The following is a 16,361-nucleotide window of genomic DNA, read 5'->3' as shown; positions in this document are numbered from 1 at the left end:
CGCATCGGCGGCGCGCAATGACGGAGCGGTCGAATATGACGGAAACACTGGACGGCAGACATATCGTGGTGACCGGCGGCACCGGTGCCCTTGGCGGCGCGGTCGTAGGAAAACTGCTGGAGCAGGGCGCGATCTGCCATGTGCCCAATGCCCACGCTGCCGCGCCTGCGCATTTTCCCTTTCCGGCGCATGACCGCGTCAGGCTGGCGCACAATGTCGACCTTGCCGACCCTGCCAAGGTCGATGCCTTCTATGCCAGCGTTCCAGATTTATGGGCATCGGTGCATCTTGCCGGCGGCTTCACCGCGGCGCCGGTCGAGAAGATCGAACCCGCCTCCTTCGCCGAGATGATGGACACCAATGCCCGCACCACCTTTCTGTGCTGCCGCGCGGCGATACGCTCGATGCTGGGATCTTCCGTGCCGGGCCGCATCGTCAATGTCACCGCGCGAGCCGGGCTCGATCCGCGGCGCGGCTCCGGCAAGGTGGCCTACGCCGCCGCCAAGGCGGCAGTCGCCGCGATGACCGTGGCGATAGCCGAAGAGCTGAAGGGCAACGGCATCCTGGTCAACGCCGTGGCGCCTTCGACACTCGACACGCCGGCCAACCGGGCTGACATGCCGAACGCAGATTTCAGCAGATGGGTCAGCCTTGAGGCGGCGGCCGAGGCCATTGCCTACCTTGCCTCGCCGGCCAACATGGCGATCAGCGGCACGCTGGTGCCACTCTACGGCCGGGCCTGAGCCTGCGGTCCGTCGCAAGCAAGGTCACAAGCAAAAAGCCCCGCCGGATCGTTCCGGCGGGGCTTTTTGTTTCGTTTATAACCCGCGCGAGGCGCGATGTTGGCTTAGCTGCCCTGCTTCTTCAGCGCGGCACCCAAAATATCGCCCAGCGAAGCGCCGGAATCGGTTGAGCCGTACTGAGCGACCGCTTCCTTCTCTTCGGCGATTTCCAGCGCCTTGATCGAGACCTGCAGCTTGCGGGTCTTCTTGTCGAAGGCGATGACGCGGGCGTCAACCTTCTGGCCGACGGTGAAGCGCTCGGGGCGCTGCTCGTCGCGGTCACGGCTGAGATCGGAGCGCTTGATGAAGGTCTCGATGCCGCTGTCGACCAGCCGCACTTCCAGACCGCCATCCTTCACGCCGATAACCTCGCAGGTGACAACTGCGTTCTTGCGCAGTTCGCCTGACGTCGCTGCTTCGCCGACCGTATCCTTGGCCAGCTGCTTGATGCCGAGCGAGATGCGTTCCTTGTCGATGTCGACGTCGAGCACCTGCGCCTTGACCATGTCGCCGCGATTGTACTCCTCGATCACCTGCTCGCCAGGACGGGTCCAGTCGAGGTCGGAAAGGTGGACCATGCCGTCGACGTCGCCTTCGAGGCCGATGAACAGGCCGAACTCGGTCTTGTTCTTGACCTCGCCCTCAACCTGGCTGCCGACCGGGTGGCTGCGCGCGAAGGCCTCCCACGGGTTCTCCAGCGTCTGCTTGAGGCCGAGCGAGATGCGGCGCTTGGCCGGATCGACTTCGAGCACCACCACGTCGACTTCCTGCGTCGTCGACAGGATCTTGCCGGGATGCACGTTCTTCTTGGTCCACGACATTTCCGAAACGTGGATGAGGCCTTCGATGCCCGGCTCCAGCTCGACGAACGCGCCGTAGTCGGTGATGTTGGTGACGGTACCCTTGATCTTCTTGCCGATCGGGAACTTGGTGCCGATCTCGGACCACGGATCGCTCTCGAGCTGCTTCATGCCGAGCGAGATGCGGTGGGTTTCCTGGTTGATGCGGATGATCTGCACCTTGACCGTCTGGCCGATATTGAGGATTTCGGTCGGATGATTGACGCGGCGCCATGCCATGTCGGTGACGTGCAGCAGGCCGTCGATGCCGCCGAGGTCGACGAACGCACCATAGTCGGTGATGTTCTTGACGACGCCTTCGACCACCTGGCCTTCTTCGAGATTCTGCACGATTTCCGAACGCTGCTCGGCGCGGCTTTCCTCAAGCACGGTGCGGCGCGACACCACGATGTTGCCGCGGCGGCGATCCATCTTGAGGATCTCGAAGGGCTGCGGGTTGTGCATCAGCGGCGAGACGTCGCGGATCGGGCGGATATCGACCTGGCTGCGCGGCAGGAAAGCCACGGCGCCGTCGAGGTCGACGGTGAAGCCGCCCTTGACCTGGTTGAAGATGACGCCTTCGACGCGTTCGCCCTTGGTGAACTTCTCTTCGAGACGGACCCAGCTCTCTTCGCGGCGGGCCTTTTCGCGCGACAGCATGGCTTCGCCAAGCGCGTTCTCGATACGCTCGACATAGACCTCGACCGTGTCGCCGACCTTGAGCGTCGTGTCCTTGCCCTTGACGCCGAATTCCTTCAGCGGCACGCGGCCTTCGACCTTGAGGCCGACGTCGATGATGGCCATGTCCTTTTCAATGGCAGTGATGATGCCCTTGACGACCTGGCCTTCGCCGGAATGGCCGGCGGAAAATGATTCTTCGAGCAGGCTCGCGAAATCATCGCGAGTGGGATTTGCAACTGACATAGTTTCTCCTGGAATGCCCCGCAATCTGTCGCGGGGCGGGCGCCGTGGGTTAGCGTTGCGTTGGCCTGCCGGCGTTCCGGGCAAAAAGCCCTTGGCCGCCCTTGAGCGGCAATTCCGGCGCATGAAGAATGCTGGCAGGCTGGTTCATACCCGATATGGGAATTCTTGTTGTCGCCGGCAATCGGCGGCGGCAGGAAAACCCGGCTCAGGCTTCGTTTCTCTTGGCCAGGACGTTGTCGATGATCGCCTGAGCTGCCAGAAACGCGGCCTCTATAGCCATTTCCGACGTGTCGAGCAAGTGCGCATCGGCCGCCGGCTTCAAGGGCGAGTCCATGCGGCCCATGTCGCGCTCGTCGCGGCGCACGATATCGGCAAGGATTTCATCGAAATTGGCAGTGCCGCCGATGCTCTCGATTTCATCCAGCCGCCGCTTTGCCCGCACCTCGGCACTGGCCGTGACATAGAGTTTTACGTCGGCATCGGGACAGACGACGGTGCCGATGTCGCGGCCGTCGAGCACCGCGCCAGGCGGTGTTCTTGCGAAGTCACGCTGTTTCTCGACCAGGATGCGCCGCACCGACGGGATCACTGCCACTTTCGAAGCCGCCTCGCCAACGGCGTGTGCCGAAAGCACTGCCCGGTCGAGCTTTGCCAGATCGACCTGCCGGGCCGCGGTTTCGGCGGCCGAAACATTGTCGAGCGGCAGGCCGAGCCGGAGCAGCGCATGCGCCACCGCGCGATAGGTAAGACCGGTGTCGAGCAGGTTCAGCCGGTAGTGATCGGCCAGCCGCCGGGCAAGGGTGCCTTTGCCGGCACCGGCAGGTCCGTCGATGGCGATGGTGAAAGTTGAGGTCATTGGCCGCCCACCGGAATCGAAAAGCGCAATGATCCAGATAGGCGTGGCGATCCTTCGCGCCCCCCTCTGTCCTGCCGGACATCTCCCCCACTTGGGGGGAGATCGGCGGCCATCGCGGCTTTCGCCGATTGTCTACGTCGCAGGATTGAGCGGAGCGCCGAAGCTGCCAATCTCTCTCCTTGTGGGGGAGATGTCCGGCAGGACAGAGGGGGGCGCTGTCCCGCCGACGTTCCAGTTTGGCCCCAACCCCCAAGGCTATTGATTGCCATCAAGCTACTCGATCTCCGCGCCCAGCCCCTTCATCAGTCCCATGAATTCCGGAAAGCTCGTTGCGATCATCGCCTGGTCGTCGATGGTCACCGGTTTTTCCGTCGCCAGCCCCATCACCAGGAAACTCATGGCGATGCGGTGGTCGAGGTGGGTCTGGACGATGGTGCCTTGTCCATTTGGGTGCTGGCCCAATCCCTTGCCGCCAGGTTTTCCACGCACCGCAAGCGAAGCCTCGCCCTCGGTGCAGTCGACGCCGTTGAGCTTCAGCCCTTCGGCCACTGCTGACAGCCGGTCGGATTCCTTCACGCGCAGCTCTTCCAGGCCAAGCATCAGCGTTTCGCCCTCGGCGAAGCTGGCCGCCACGGCAAGCACCGGATACTCGTCAATCATCGTCGGCGCCCGTTCCGGCGGTACGGTGACGCCTTTCAGCTCGGAGTAACGCACGCGCAGATCGGCAACATCCTCGCCGCCTTCGTTGCGCGGATCGATTATGTCGATGCGCGCGCCCATTTCCTGCAGCGTCAACAGAAGTCCAGTGCGGGTCGGGTTCATCAGCACGTTTTCGATTGTAATGTCCGAGCCCGGCACGATCAGCGCCGCCACCAGCGGAAAGCCGGCCGAGGAGGGGTCGCCCGGCACCGCGATCGTCTGTCCCGTGAGCTTGCCCTGGCCTTCGATGAAAATGTGGCGCACGCCGCGCTCGTCGGTCTCGACCGACAAATTGGCGCCGAACCCCTTGAGCATTTTTTCGGTATGGTCGCGCGTCATAACCGGCTCGATGACGGTGGTGATCCCCGGCGTGTTCAGCCCGGCCAGCAGCACCGCCGACTTGACTTGTGCCGATGCCATCGGCACGCGGTAGGTAATCGGCGCGGCGTGCTTGGGCCCATGAAGCGTGATCGGCATGCGGTCGCCGGGCGTCGCCTTCAGCACCTGCACGCCCATCTGGCGCAAAGGTTCGAGCACGCGGCCCATCGGCCGGCCGGACAGCGAGGGGTCGCCGATGAAGGTGGTTTCCATGTCATAGGTGCCGACCAGGCCCATGGTGAGGCGTGAGCCGGTGCCGGCATTGCCGAAATCGAGCGGGCCTTCCGGCTGCAGCAGCGCGCCGTTGCCGGTACCGCGGATCACCCACTCAGCGCCATGCTTCTCGATATGGGCGCCCATGGCCTTCATGGCAGCGCCCGTACGCATCACGTCCTCGCCTTCGAGCAGCCCGGTGATACGGGTTTCGCCGGAGGCCAGGCCACCGAACATGAACGAGCGGTGCGAGATCGACTTGTCGCCCGGCACCCGTGCCGCGCCTGAAAGGCCAGATGATTTGCGGGCGGTGGCCTGCTTCGGGGCGGCAGTGTGCGACATGGTTCTTTCCTGGAAACGCCGGCGGCCGGCCATTTTCTGCTGGTTTGCGGGGTCTCCTATCATGGCGTACCGAAATGGTCATCCCCTTGGTATGAAGGCCTTCGAATTCAAGCTTTTTGGGACGCCGGCTTTTCGCTTTGACAGCGCCGTAAACTCTGGTTAAGGGGACCAAACTTTCATCGACGAGGCTTGCTGTGGCAAAACCCGAACTTGGCACCAAACGCATCGACCCGGAGACGGGTCGAAAATTCTATGACTTGAACAAGGACCCGATCGTCTCGCCTTACACGGGCAAGAGCTATCCGCGCTCCTATTTCGAAGAAGGCAAGATCGCCGCTCTCGAGGAGGAAGAGGAAGTTGCCGAGAAGGAAGTGGACGCCGAGGAGGAAGAGGGCGTCGAGGTCGTCTCGCTCGAAGAGGCGGACGAGGACGCGAAGGCCGACGAGCTTCCCGATCTCGGCGATGACGAAGACGACGTTGACCTTGGCGATGACGAGGATGACACGTTCCTCGCCGACGAGGAGGAAGAAGACGACGACGTTGCCGACATGATCGGCGTCGGCGAAGACGACGACGAGGTCTGAGCGAACCGCATTCGCCGGCTTTCGCGGCGCTGCCTAGAAAAAGCGGTTCTTGAAGGCTTGATATTGACTGAAGGCGGGGTTAGAAGCCGCCTGCACTGACGGCGCGGTCTAGAACCCGCGCCGGATCTCTTCGCCGGAAACGGCGCCGGTGAACTGCCGGAGTGGGGCCATAGCTCAGTTGGGAGAGCGCTTGAATGGCATTCAAGAGGTCGTCGGTTCGATTCCGATTGGCTCCACCAGTTCTCTCCACGAAAATCAGCAGAACGGCCGCCCGCCCGTCCGGGCTGGCCGCCGCCTATCGCAGAACCTAGCTGAGACTAGTGTAATCGGCCGCCCTACTTGGGCTCGCCGATCCATTCAGAAGTAGTGAGCCCGTGCCCGGTCTGTGCATTGTTCTGGCTGTGGTTTGAACCGCGAGCACCGGTCTGGACCAGGCAGCGGGCTGAAATGACCGCTGCGCAAAACTCCGTTACTTGTTGCAGTTCTGCATATCCGACGTCATGGCGCCGCTGGGGGTGTTGTTGTCGGTATCGCTGCTCGCCGTATCCTTACAGCGGTCCTCCATACCGTTTGTCTGCGGCGTGGTAGCATTCGTTGCGTTCGGATCGATCGTGTTCGGGGTAGTTGCGCTGCCGGTCCCGGTGTTGCCGCCGGAAGTGCCTGTGTTGACGCCGGTATTGCCATCGGCGCTACCAGTCCCGGAGCCCATGGATTGTGCCATGGCAGATGTGGCCAGGCCGATAGCAAGTAGGGATGCAGAGAGAATTTTCATCATCTTAGTGTCTCCATCGAGTTGCATCGCTCTATCGCGATCTATACCAACGAGAGTTTTTTCGAGATGTTCCGTTGGGCAGAAATATTGATCGATACAATCATTATGGATCTTTGTTGCTCGTCGTATCGTGAATGCGGCTGCGAAATTCCTGCCGCATAGCGGCAATTTCGTCTGGAACCAAATCGAGCATGCCGCGTTCTTGCGCTTGCGGGGAGTTGTGTCGGCCGCAGGGGACAGTTTCACCAGGACATTCAAGAAATCCGTGAGCTGGGAGGGGCGCTGTGAGCGTGCTTGCATCCACAAGGCAATTGGACCACCGTCAAATACTGAACGCGCTGAAGGCTTTTCGGAGCGGTGATTTCTCCGTTCGTATCGACAATGTCTACGCCGGCCTTGATTCCGAGATCGCGGACACTTTCAACGAAATCGTAGAACTCAACGATCAGGTCACGCGCGAGTTTGAGCGCCTCAGCAAGGTCGTCGGCAAGGATGGCCGGATCGGCGAACGCGGCCGTGTCCGCAACGCCACCGGCAGTTGGGAATCGAGCGTCCGTTCCGTCAACGATCTGATCGAGGACATGGTTCAGCCGACGGCCGAAGTGGCGCGCGTCATCGGCGCGGTCGCCAAAGGCGACCTGTCGCAGACGATGATGGTCGAAATCGACGGCCGGCAGCTGCGCGGCGAGTTTCTGCGCATCGGCAAGATCGTCAACACCATGGTCGGGCAACTGGCCTCCTTCGCCTCGGAAGTGACGCGCGTGGCGCGCGAGGTCGGCACCGAAGGCAAGCTCGGCGGCCAGGCCCGCGTGAAAGGTGTGGCCGGGACCTGGAAGGACCTGACCGACAACGTCAACGCGATGGCGACGAACCTGACCGGGCAGGTGCGCAACATCGCCGAGGTGACGACCGCCGTCGCTTCCGGCGACCTGTCGAAGAAGATTACCGTCGACGTGAAAGGCGAAATCCTCGAACTCAAGAACACCATCAACACGATGGTCGACCAGCTCAATTCCTTCGCCTCGGAAGTGACGCGCGTCGCGCGCGAAGTCGGTACAGAAGGCAAGCTCGGCGGCCAGGCGCGCGTCGAAGGTGTCGGCGGCACCTGGAAGGACCTGACCGACAACGTCAACCTGATGGCCGAGAACCTGACCGGCCAGGTGCGCAATATAGCCGAGGTGACGACGGCTGTGGCGCTGGGCGACCTGTCGAAGAAGATCACCGTCGACGTCAAGGGCGAGATCCTCGAGCTGAAATCGACTATCAACACCATGGTCGACCAGCTGAATTCATTTGCCGGCGAGGTGACGCGCGTCGCCCGCGAGGTCGGCACCGAGGGCAAGCTCGGCGGCCAGGCGCAGGTGCGCGGCGTCGCCGGCACCTGGAAGGACCTGACCGACAACGTCAATTCGATGGCCGAGAACCTGACCGGCCAGGTCCGCAACATCGCCGAGGTGACGACCGCCGTCGCTTCGGGCGACTTGTCGAAGAAGATCACCGTCGCCGTGCAGGGCGAAATCCTCGAGCTCAAGGACACCATCAACACGATGGTCGACCAGCTCAATTCCTTCGCTTCGGAAGTGACGCGTGTGGCGCGCGAGGTCGGAACCGAAGGCAAGCTCGGCGGCCAGGCCGAGGTGAAAGGAGTCGGCGGCACCTGGAAAGACCTGACCGATAACGTCAACCTGATGGCCGCCAACCTGACCGGCCAAGTCCGCAACATCGCCGAGGTGACGACCGCCGTTGCCCGCGGCGACCTGTCGAAGAAGATCACCGTCGACGTCAAGGGCGAAATCCTCGAGCTCAAGGATACCGTCAACACGATGGTCGACCAGCTCAATTCCTTCGCCTCGGAAGTGACGCGTGTGGCGCGCGAAGTGGGGTCGGAAGGCAAGCTCGGCGGCCAGGCGCATGTCGAGGGTGTCGGCGGCACCTGGAAGGACCTGACCGACAACGTCAACGCCATGGCCGGCAATCTGACCGTGCAGTTGCGCGACGTCTCCAAGGTGGCGACGGCAATTGCGACCGGCGATTTGACCCAGAAGATCACCGTCGATGCGCTGGGCGAGATCCTGCAGATCAAGGACGTCATCAACACGATGGTCGACCAGCTGAATTCCTTCGCCTCCGAGGTGACGCGCGTGGCGCGCGAGGTCGGTTCGGACGGCAAGCTCGGCGGCCAGGCGCAGGTGCGCGGCGTTGCCGGCACCTGGAAGGACTTGACCGACAATGTCAATGCGATGGCTGCCAACCTGACCGGCCAGGTGCGTAACATCGCCGAGGTGACGACTGCGGTGGCGCTGGGCGACCTGTCGAAGAAGATCACGGTCGATGTGCGCGGCGAGATCCTCGAGCTCAAGGACACCATCAATACGATGGTCGACCAGCTGAATTCCTTTGCCTCGGAGGTGACGCGCGTTGCGCGCGAGGTCGGCACTGAAGGCAAGCTCGGCGGCCAGGCGCAGGTGCGCGGCGTTGCCGGCACCTGGAAGGATCTGACCGACAATGTGAATTCGATGGCCGAGAACCTGACCGGCCAGGTCCGTAACATCGCCGAGGTGACCACCGCAGTGGCGCGCGGCGACCTGTCGAAGAAGATCACCGTCGACGTCAAGGGCGAGATCCTGGAGCTGAAATCGACGATCAACACCATGGTCGACCAGCTGAACTCCTTTGCCGGCGAAGTGACGCGTGTCGCCCGCGAGGTCGGCACCGAGGGCAAGCTCGGCGGCCAGGCGCGGGTCGAGGGCGTTGCCGGCACCTGGAAGGACCTGACCGACAACGTCAACCTGATGGCGACGAACCTGACCAACCAGGTGCGCGGCATCGCCGATGTCGTGACCGCGGTCGCGCAAGGCAATCTCAAGCGCAAGCTGACGGTCGATGCCAAGGGCGAGATCGCCTCGCTCGCCGACACCATCAACGGCATGATCGAGACGCTGGCGACCTTCGCCGACCAGGTGACCAACGTCGCCCGCGAAGTGGGCATCGAAGGCAAGCTCGGCGGCCAGGCCCGGGTGCCCGGCGCTGCCGGCCTTTGGCGCGACCTGACCGACAATGTCAATCAGCTCGCGGCCAACCTGACGACCCAGGTGCGCGCCATTGCCGAGGTGTCGACGGCGGTGACCAAGGGCGATCTGACCCGCTCGATCAGCGTCCAGGCCTCCGGCGAGGTGGCGGCGCTGAAAGACAACATCAACGAGATGATCCGCAATTTGAAGGACCAGACGCTGAAGAATGCCGAGCAGGACTGGCTGAAGACCAATCTCGCCCGCTTCTCGCGCATGCTGCAGGGCGAGCGCGACCTGGCCACGATCTCGCGCCTCATCATGTCCGAACTCGCCCCGCTGGTGAATGCGCAATATGGCGTGTTCTATGTGACCAACCGCGACGAGGATGAATTCTATCTGGAGCTCGCCGCCTCCTATGGCGCCGAAAGCAAGGCGGAAATCAAGCAACGCCTCGATCTGCGTGAAGGGCTTGTCGGGCAGAGTGCCGCCGACAAGCGCGCCATCATGCTGGACAATGTGCCGCCGAATTTCCTGCGCGTTACCTCCGGCCTTGGCAATGCCGCGCCGGCGAACGTGATCATTCTTCCGGCTCTGTTCGAAGACGAGGTGAAGGCCGTCATCGAACTCGCCTCGTTCAGCGAATTCCGCGACACGCACCAGTCGTTCCTCAACCAGCTGATGGAATCCGTCGGCATCGTTCTCAACACCATCGCCGCCACCATGCGCACCGAAGGCCTGCTCAAGCAGTCGCAGCTGCTGACCTCGGAATTGCAGGCGCGTCAGACCGAACTGACCAAGAAGCAGGAGGAGCTGCACGCCACCAATGAGGAGCTGCAGGAAAAGGCGCAGCTGCTCGAGAACGAAAAGAAGCAGGTGGAGAACAAGAACCTGGAAATCGAGATGGCGCGGCGGGCGCTGGAGGAGAAGGCCGAGCAGCTGGCGCTTACCTCGAAATACAAGTCGGAATTCCTCGCCAATATGAGCCACGAACTGCGCACGCCGCTGAACTCGCTGCTCATCCTTTCAAACCTGCTCGCAACCAACCAGCAGGGCAATCTCAACGACAAGCAGGTCGAGTTCGCGCGCACCATCAATTCGGCCGGCACCGACCTCTTGAGCCTCATCAACGACATCCTCGACCTGTCGAAGATCGAATCGGGCACCGTCTCGATCGATATCAACGATATGCCCGTGGTGCATCTTCGCCAGCATATGGAGCGAACCTTCCGGCAGCTGGCGACCGACAAGGGACTTGGCTTCACCATCAATGTCGACCCCGAGCTGCCGGAGACCGTCCGCACCGACGAGAAGCGCTTGCAGCAGATCGTGCTCAACCTTTTGTCGAACGCCTTCAAGTTCACCTCGCAAGGCGAGGTCCGCTTGAATTTCCGGGCCGAAAAGACGGGCCGTCACAACGGCTCGGCGCAACCGATGGAGGCGCTCGCGATCGTGGTCAGCGATACCGGCATCGGTATTCCGCAGGACAAGCAGAAGCTGATTTTCGAAGCCTTCCAGCAGGCCGACGGCACCACCAGCCGCAAATATGGCGGCACCGGGCTTGGGCTCTCGATCAGCCGGGAGATTGCCCGGCTGCTCGGCGGCGAATTGCGGGTCGAGAGCACGCCGGGCAAGGGTTCGACGTTCACTCTGGTCATTCCATTCGACGGACCCCGGATGGCCTTGGCCCCGCAAGCGGCGTTGCTGCCGGCGATGGAGGTGGCCGCGACGACAGCGCAACCGAGCCCGCCGTCCTCCGAATTGCTCGATGACCGCGACACGATCTCGTCGGAAGATCGGGTCGTGCTGATCGTCGAGGACGACCCGACCTTCGGCGGTTTGCTGCTCGGCCTTGCACGTTCGGCCGGGCTGAAAGGCGTCCTGTCGACCGCGGGCTCCGGCACGCTGGCTTTGGCACGCAAGCTGGTTCCCGACGCGATTACGCTCGATCTCGGACTATCGGATATCGACGGCTGGGTGTTGTTCGATCTGCTTCGCCATGACCCGAAAACCAAGGACATTCCCGTTCATGTCATCTCGGGCGCCGAAGACATCGAGGTGCTTGCCCGCAAGGGTGCATCCAGCATTTCAACCAAGCCCGTATCGTCGGACGAACTGATGAAGGTCTTCCAGGATATTCATTCCAGAAAGCTCCGCGTCCAGAGCCGCGTCCTGATTGCCGATCCCGATCCCGAGCGCCGCCTTTCGCTGATCGAGGCGATCCGCGACGGCGTCACCTCGGTTACGGCGATCGGCCGCGTCGCGGCGAATGCGGACGAAATCGGCATCGCCAACTATGATGCCGTTGTGCTCGGCTTTGGCCGCTCGGCCAAGGACAACGCCCAGATGCTGGATGAGATTGCCGTCCTGTTCGGGCAGTCGGTGTCGCGACTGCTGTTCTTTGCGCCTCATCCGGAAGCGCTGCAACAGTCGCTCGCCTTGCATCCGGCATTGGCGGATGTTCCGCGGGCGGAGAATTTCGCGCAGCTGGCTCTCCTGATGTCGGCAACACTCCCCGGGCGAGGCCACGAAAACGATGGTGCGGCAGCCGAACAGCCGGACAAGTTCGACCTCGCCGGCGCAAAGGTCCTCATCGTCGACGACGACATCCGCAACATCTATTCACTCACCAGCGTTCTCGAGACCTATGACATCCAGGTGCTGCATGCGGAGCGCGGCCGGGAAGGTATCGCGCTTCTGGAGCAGAGCCCGGACATCGATGCCGCATTGATCGATATCATGATGCCGGAAATGGACGGCTACGAGACGATGCGGCAGATCCGCAGCATGCCGGCGATCGCCCATATCCCGTTGATCTCGGTCACAGCCAAGGCAATGAAGGGCGACCGGCAGAAGTGCCTCGACGCCGGCGCCTCCGACTACATCGCCAAGCCTGTCGATCTCGATCTGCTGTTGGCATTGCTGCGTGTCTGGATCGGCCGTTCGCGATCCCGTGTCCATGGTCCGGAAAAGACGCTCATGGCAGTGAACTGACGGCCGCTCGATGCAGAAGCTGTCGAGAAACGGAGCAAGGAAGCTGGAGGTCATGGCGCCGGCAGCGGGGCCGGCAAAGGCGCGCATCCTGGCCGTGGATGACGACGAGCGCAATCTGCTGGCGATCGGCGAGGTTCTGGCCCCTATCGGTGAAGTCGTCTGCGTGCAGTCGGGCGAAGAGGCGTTGCGCGCACTGCTGAAGGAGGATTTCGCAGTCATCCTGCTGGACGTGCTGATGCCCCGGCTGGATGGCTACGAGACCGCGGGATTGATCCGCCAGCGCGAGCAATCCAGGCGAACGCCGATAATTTTTCTCACCGCCATCAACAAGGAAGACGCGCACATGCTGCGCGGCTATGACGCCGGCGCGGTGGATTACGTGTTCAAGCCCTTCGACCCGGCCATGCTGCGTTCCAAGGTTGCCGTGTTCGTCGAACTTCATGAGAAGACGCTCGAAATCCAGCAAAAGGCGGCTGCCGAGCAACGGCTGCTGGCCCAGGCACTGCAGGCGCAGAAGGAAAAGCTCGAGGCCGAGCGGGCGCTGCGCAGCGCACAGGAGCGGCAGCATGCCATTTTGAGCTCTCTTCCGGTCTGCTTCCACGCAAGGGCGGCGGAGCCGCCGTTCGGCGCCAGCTTTGTCACCGAAGGGGTCGAACGCCTGACCGGCTTTCCTGCGGAACGGCTGACCGCCGATCCAGGCTTCGGCCTGAGCCGCGTTCATCCCGACGATCTGCCGAGAGTGAGGGAGGTCCTGCTCGCAGCCAAGGCCACCGGCTCCTACACCTGCGAATTCCGCTGGCAATGCGCCGACGGCAATTACCGGATTTTTCTCGACCAGGGCGTCCTGTCGAATGGCTCCGACGGCCGGAAGCCCGAGATCCTCGGCACATTGCTGGACGTTACCGAGCGGCGCGAGCTTGAGGACCAGCTGCTGCAGTCGCAGCGCCTCGACGCGATCGGCAAGCTTACCGGCGGCCTGGCGCATGATTTCAACAATCTGCTTGCCGCAATTCTCAGCGGATTGGGATTGCTCGAGCGCCATGCCGAGTTCGACGGACAGACCAGGCAGGTTCTGGAACTGACACGCCGGTCGGCAAAACAAGGCGCCGAGCTCGTCAACCGCATGCTTGCCTTCTCGCGCCGCCAGACGCTGAGGCCGCAGGCCGTGCGCCTCGCCGCGCTCGGCGATACAATGAACGGGTTGGTGGCCCCGGTCCTGGGCGGCCTGATCCGTTTCGATTGGCTTGTCGACGACGCTGTGTGGCCGGCGCATGTCGATGCCAGCCAGCTGGAGCTCGCGCTGATGAACCTGGTCTTCAACGCGCGCGATGCCATGCCGTCCGGCGGCACGATAATTGTGGAGGCGCAAAATCGAACGCTAGGCAGTGCAGCCGAGGATATTTCGGCGGGCGACTATGTCGTGGTCACGGTCAAGGACACGGGGTCGGGCATACCGGCTGACATTCTCGCCAAGGTCGTCGAACCGTTCTTCACCACAAAACCGGTCGGCAAAGGCACTGGCCTCGGTCTGAGCACGGTGCATGGTTTCGTCAAGCAATCGGGCGGCACGCTTCGCATTGAAAGCACCGTCGGCAGTGGAACATCCGTCCAGCTCTGGATGCCGCGTTCAATCGAGCGCCCGGTGGAAATCGCCGAGAAGTCCGATCCCGACGACAGCGTCGGGAATGCCGGCGAGGACTATCCATCGGTCCTGCTGATCGACGACAGCAATGTACTACGGGAACTGACGGCCCAATCGCTTCGCCAACACGGCTTTGCGGTTACCTGTGCCGGGGGCGGTGCCGAAGCGCTGGCGATGATCGAGCGGGCGCCGTACGATTTCGATGTCATCGTCACCGATTTTGCCATGCCGCTGCTCTCGGGCCTGGAGGTCATTCGGTTCGCCCGCAATCTGCGGTCCGATTGGCCGGCGGTGATGATAACGGGATATGCCGATGCCGACGCGATCGCCGACCGGCCCCCCGACGTGCCGCTGCTCGGCAAACCGCTGCGCGAAAAGGACCTGATGGAGAGCATTCTTGCGGCGGCCGCGCGCGCCGGCTCGCAGAAAGCCAGGCAGGCCCAGCCGGTGAAAGGCGGGTACCGGTTTTCGACCTGAAGAGACAAGCCTCATCGAATCGAAACGGTACGTTCCGTATCCTCGATTGTCCGCGACATCCAGCCTGTGCGCAACACGGAGCGCCGGCCATGGCGCGCTCGACGGGCTGTGATGCGGTTGATAAGCCCTCTCCGCAAGGAGAGTCGAGACATGACCGTTGCGATCGAGATGGGCCAGACGAGCGCAGGCGCCCCGGCGGCGCTGGATCTTGAGGAACTGCTGGCGACGCGGCTTCTGGTGCAGGGCAATTCGGGCTCCGGCAAGTCCCACCTGCTGCGCCGGCTCTTGGAGCAGAGCGCGCCCTGGGTGCAGCAGACCATCATCGACCCCGAAGGCGACTTCGTGACGCTGGGCGACCGTTTTGGCCATCTGGTGATCGACGCCGAGGAGCATACCGAGCGCGGCCTGCAGAGCGCCGGCGAGCGGGCGCGCATCCACCGCGTCTCCACGGTGCTCAATCTCGAGGGGCTCGACGCCGAGAACCAGATGCGGCGCGCCGCCGCCTTCCTCGGCGGGCTTTTCGAGGTCGCCCGCGACCACTGGTACCCGATGCTGGTGGTGGTGGACGAGGCGCAGCTGTTCGCGCCGGCCGTCGCCGGCGAGGTTTCGGACGAGGCACGCAAGCTCTCGCTCGGCGCCATGACCAATCTGATGTGCCGCGGCCGCAAACGCGGGCTGGCCGGGATCATCGCCACTCAGCGGCTGGCCAAGCTCGCCAAGAACGTCGCCGCCGAGGCTTCCAATTTCCTCATGGGCCGGACTTTTCTCGATATCGACATGGCGCGTGCCGCCGACCTTCTCGGCATGGAGCGCCGCCAGGCGGAGGCTTTTCGCGACCTGGAGCGCGGGCAATTCATGGCGCTCGGCCCAGCGCTGTCGCGCCGTCCGCTCGGCTTGCGCATCGGCCCGACCGATACCAGTCCGCGCAACGCGACCCCGCGCCTGATGCCGCTGCCGGAAGCGGCGTTGGAGGATGCCCGCGCCATCATCCTGGCGGCGCCGCCGCCCGAAACCGTGCGGCCGCAGCGCCGGTCGTCGCCGGACCTGCTCGATCAGCTGATGGCGGCAAAATCGGCGGCGCTGGAAATCCGCCCCGAACCGGTGGAGCCGCCGATCAGCGCCGAGGATCTGGCGGAGCGGCGCGAGCGCGTCGACCGGGTGCTGCGCGCCGTGCTGGCGCAACCCGATGCCGGCTTCCGGGTCATCGGCGTGCTTTATCAGGAGTTCGTGGTCCGCTGCCGCATCGAGGGCCTCGCCTCGGTCGTGCCGGACCTGCCCGAGTTCCGCCGCATGCTGACGCGCGCCCGCGCCGGCCTCGGCTCCGACATGGCAGGCGACGACGCCTGGCAGGACGTCTCGGTGCGCGCCTCGCTGCTGCCCGAGGACATGCAAGGCGTGTTCATGATGATCGCTCGCGCCGCCAAGGAGGGCTGGCCCTGCCCGAGCGACGCGGCAATCGCCCGCGCCTACGGCTCGCACTCGTTACGCCGCGCCCGGCGCCTGCTGAGCTATATCGAGGAACAGGGCCTGATCGTCTGCCAGCTCGACGGGGTCGGACGGCGGACAGTGACGCTGGTGGAGCTGGCCTGGGCGACGGCGCCGGGCGATCCGAATGCGGCGGAGGCGGAGCAGGGGAGGGTGGCTGTTTGATTGGGGTGGTTTAGGCCAAAACTGACGTTACTCAACATCAGCAAAGCGCCATATCCGGACCTTGCCAGTGATGCCGTGAATGTTAAGTCTCGGCTCCGATGCGGACGTTCCGCCCGAGTTCGAAGACTGACCGCGACCGTTCTGCGGCCTTCGCATCGATAGCGCCAATGAGCGGCGTCCCACATCCCACTCCTTGTGTCC

9 protein-coding genes and 1 tRNA gene are annotated in these 16,361 nt (G+C 63.3%); 6 read left to right on the top strand and 4 right to left on the bottom strand.

Annotated elements, in window-relative coordinates; translation table 11 throughout:
* Positions 1 to 35 precede the first annotated feature (35 nt).
* Entirely contained in the window at positions 36 to 743 is a 708-nt protein-coding gene (locus NKI18_RS02020; RefSeq protein WP_023676277.1) for an SDR family NAD(P)-dependent oxidoreductase, read from the top strand.
* Between the two features lie 104 nt (positions 744 to 847).
* Here NKI18_RS02020 and rpsA read toward each other — a convergent pair whose 3' ends face one another.
* The 3 genes from rpsA to aroA form a co-directional block, all read right to left on the bottom strand.
* Positions 848 to 2,545, bottom strand: a complete 1,698-nt coding sequence (rpsA, locus tag NKI18_RS02015) for a 30S ribosomal protein S1 (RefSeq protein WP_023676278.1) — start codon at positions 2,543 to 2,545, stop codon at positions 848 to 850.
* Between the two features lie 205 nt (positions 2,546 to 2,750).
* A complete protein-coding gene (cmk, locus tag NKI18_RS02010; RefSeq protein WP_352614397.1) occupies positions 2,751 to 3,401 on the bottom strand; it encodes a (d)CMP kinase in 651 nt (216 codons plus the stop codon).
* Positions 3,402 to 3,674: 273 nt separating this feature from the next.
* The gene (gene aroA, locus NKI18_RS02005; RefSeq protein WP_352614399.1) at positions 3,675 to 5,033 is read right to left on the bottom strand and encodes a 3-phosphoshikimate 1-carboxyvinyltransferase; all 1,359 of its coding nucleotides are present in this window, start codon (positions 5,031 to 5,033) and stop codon (positions 3,675 to 3,677) included.
* 194 nt (positions 5,034 to 5,227) lie between these two features.
* Here aroA and NKI18_RS02000 point away from each other — a divergent pair, with 194 nt between their 5' ends.
* Together NKI18_RS02000 and NKI18_RS01995 are read left to right on the top strand one after the other, a co-directional pair.
* Positions 5,228 to 5,617, top strand: a complete 390-nt coding sequence (locus NKI18_RS02000; protein ID WP_023676282.1) for a TIGR02300 family protein — start codon at positions 5,228 to 5,230, stop codon at positions 5,615 to 5,617.
* 163 nt (positions 5,618 to 5,780) lie between these two features.
* A tRNA-Ala gene (locus NKI18_RS01995) sits at positions 5,781 to 5,856 on the top strand.
* 230 nt (positions 5,857 to 6,086) lie between these two features.
* Here NKI18_RS01995 and NKI18_RS01990 read toward each other — a convergent pair.
* Positions 6,087 to 6,647: a hypothetical protein gene (locus NKI18_RS01990; RefSeq protein WP_353018710.1), complete on the bottom strand. Its 561-nt coding sequence runs from the start codon at positions 6,645 to 6,647 to the stop codon at positions 6,087 to 6,089.
* Positions 6,648 to 6,679: 32 nt separating this feature from the next.
* Between NKI18_RS01990 and NKI18_RS01985 the strand changes: the two genes are divergently transcribed.
* The 3 genes from NKI18_RS01985 (at position 6,680) to NKI18_RS01975 (ending at position 16,160) form a co-directional block, all read left to right on the top strand.
* Positions 6,680 to 12,391: a HAMP domain-containing protein gene (locus NKI18_RS01985; protein WP_352614754.1), complete on the top strand. Its 5,712-nt coding sequence runs from the start codon at positions 6,680 to 6,682 to the stop codon at positions 12,389 to 12,391.
* 52 nt (positions 12,392 to 12,443) lie between these two features.
* The gene (locus tag NKI18_RS01980; protein WP_352614403.1) at positions 12,444 to 14,510 is read left to right on the top strand and encodes a PAS domain-containing hybrid sensor histidine kinase/response regulator; all 2,067 of its coding nucleotides are present in this window, start codon (positions 12,444 to 12,446) and stop codon (positions 14,508 to 14,510) included.
* 150 nt (positions 14,511 to 14,660) lie between these two features.
* Positions 14,661 to 16,160, top strand: a complete 1,500-nt coding sequence (locus NKI18_RS01975) for a helicase HerA domain-containing protein (protein ID WP_352614404.1) — start codon at positions 14,661 to 14,663, stop codon at positions 16,158 to 16,160.
* The last annotated feature ends 201 nt before the right edge of the window (positions 16,161 to 16,361 follow it).

The sequence above is a fragment of the Mesorhizobium sp. M0800 genome, from assembly GCF_040320095.1.
GTDB lineage: Bacteria > Pseudomonadota > Alphaproteobacteria > Rhizobiales > Rhizobiaceae > Mesorhizobium.
The sequence above is the reverse complement of the archived record's forward strand: the minus strand, read 5'-3'. Positions and strand labels throughout refer to the sequence as shown.